Annotated in this window: 2 protein-coding genes; both read right to left on the reverse strand. The window is 48.3% G+C overall.

What is annotated here, in order from left to right:
- Positions 1–257 precede the first annotated feature (257 nt).
- Complete coding sequence (locus GPA25_RS23530) at positions 258–500, reverse strand: hypothetical protein (protein WP_169262821.1); 243 nt, start codon at positions 498–500, stop codon at positions 258–260.
- 82 nt (positions 501–582) lie between these two features.
- Positions 583–1245 (reverse strand): toll/interleukin-1 receptor domain-containing protein, encoded by a 663-nt coding sequence (locus GPA25_RS23535; protein WP_169262822.1) that lies wholly within the window; start codon positions 1243–1245, stop codon positions 583–585.
- Between the last annotated feature and the right edge of the window lie 237 nt (positions 1246–1482).

Genomic DNA, 1482 nt, shown 5'->3' on the forward strand with positions numbered 1-1482 from the left:
CGCCCCGGTCGCGCCGACGACTGATTGAGGCCAGCCGGTGCGGTTAATCGCAGGGCCCCGGCGCTGGCGCGCCGAACAAGGCCGATTAGGGAAAGGCAGTCTGCTCTGTCTTTGTCCATGGCGATGCTGGCAGTCGAAAACCGGTCACGTGTGAGCGTGATCGCGGAGGGCTGAAAATGAGTACGTGATCGACGTCACGATCGGCCTACGGCCGGTCTGCAAGAGGATGAGGTTGACGGGAAGTCCCTTAGGAAGTGTTAGATTTTCGCACTTTTTTTCTTCTGCAGCACCCACTCAGGAATTTTTCCAATCTCTGGGGCGGTATCAATTTCAAAAATATGCTGAAGAAGTGCGTTAATGTCTTTATCAATTTCTGATTTTGAAATTGCAAGCTTTGACTTCATGTAGATTGGGGTGTTTTTTTCAAAATCTCCGTACGCGATAACAATGTATTTTGTATTTGCCTCCCCTTGAAGCATCATATCGCCTTGAATGATCATGGTTTCCCACCCAACTCCAGCCTTCCTTGAGTCGGCCTTTTCTGCGTAATGGGAATCGCAAATCAAAAGGACTTTGCTGGCCTTAATAAGTTCGTTTAGTCATCCATTGCGGAAGATCCATCCCTGGACGTAGGTGAAACCTATCCAGTCTGGCGTCAACCCCGTTCGCACACAAATGGTGCGCGAGCTCAAATACCCAGTTTTTTACAGAATCATCTTTCCATGAATAAGAAATAAAGACCCGCGGATGCTCAATTTGTGCATCCGTGTTGCTGATGTGTTCAGGTGTCTCATTTAATATGTTCTGGTACGTTGTTTTGTCTGGAGCAAAGACATTTAGAGTGAAAGACTCTCTGCCTATTATTTTTTCGTAAACTTCAAGAACCGCTGCCGCATCTAATCCTCCTGCCCCGGTTCCTAGAAGTGGAATATTGACGATGGAGCAGTCGTTTTGCTTGCAGTGAAGGATTAGAGAAGAAGCGATTTTCTCAATTGCAGAAAGGTTTGATCTTGTTGTCTTTGCGTCCACTGAGGCTGCATAGCCAACAAAATCCGCCTTCGTATATCTGGCCTCCGTCGAAAGCAGCCTGACTTGACCAAATGGGATGAGCCCACTTGGGAACGGAAGATTATTTTGTTCGATCTCGCGCTTTACCCAGCTGGTTACGGTGCCGCTCGAACTACATGGGAGCACGATCAGATCGCATTTTTCATCAAATACGCTGCCGCGTTTAATTTTGAGCATCTTGTCGTTCTCAACTATATTGGAGCAAAACAGCATCTAGCCAATAAGCATACTATTATATTGCACGGACGTTTGCTACCGGCGTTCTACGCCCAACGGCCGCTTCTGGCCGAGGCTGTGTAAAAACGGTCGATGTTGTATGATATCTGCATTGTTATCAGCGTGATCAGTGACCATGAAGCGCTTCGTCGAAGGTCAGAGCCGCACACAGGAGGCGCTGCTGCCCGAGAGGCTGGA

It is taken from the genome of Aromatoleum diolicum (assembly GCF_012910955.1).
In the GTDB taxonomy this organism is placed as follows: Bacteria; Pseudomonadota; Gammaproteobacteria; order Burkholderiales; family Rhodocyclaceae; genus Aromatoleum; species Aromatoleum diolicum.

Coding starts and splice junctions, on each gene's coding strand:
- GPA25_RS23530 (WP_169262821.1), bottom strand. CDS start 500: ATGATCATTCAAGGCGATATGATGCTTCAAGGGGAGGCAAATACAAAA.
- GPA25_RS23535 (WP_169262822.1), bottom strand. CDS start 1,245: ATGCTCAAAATTAAACGCGGCAGCGTATTTGATGAAAAATGCGATCTG.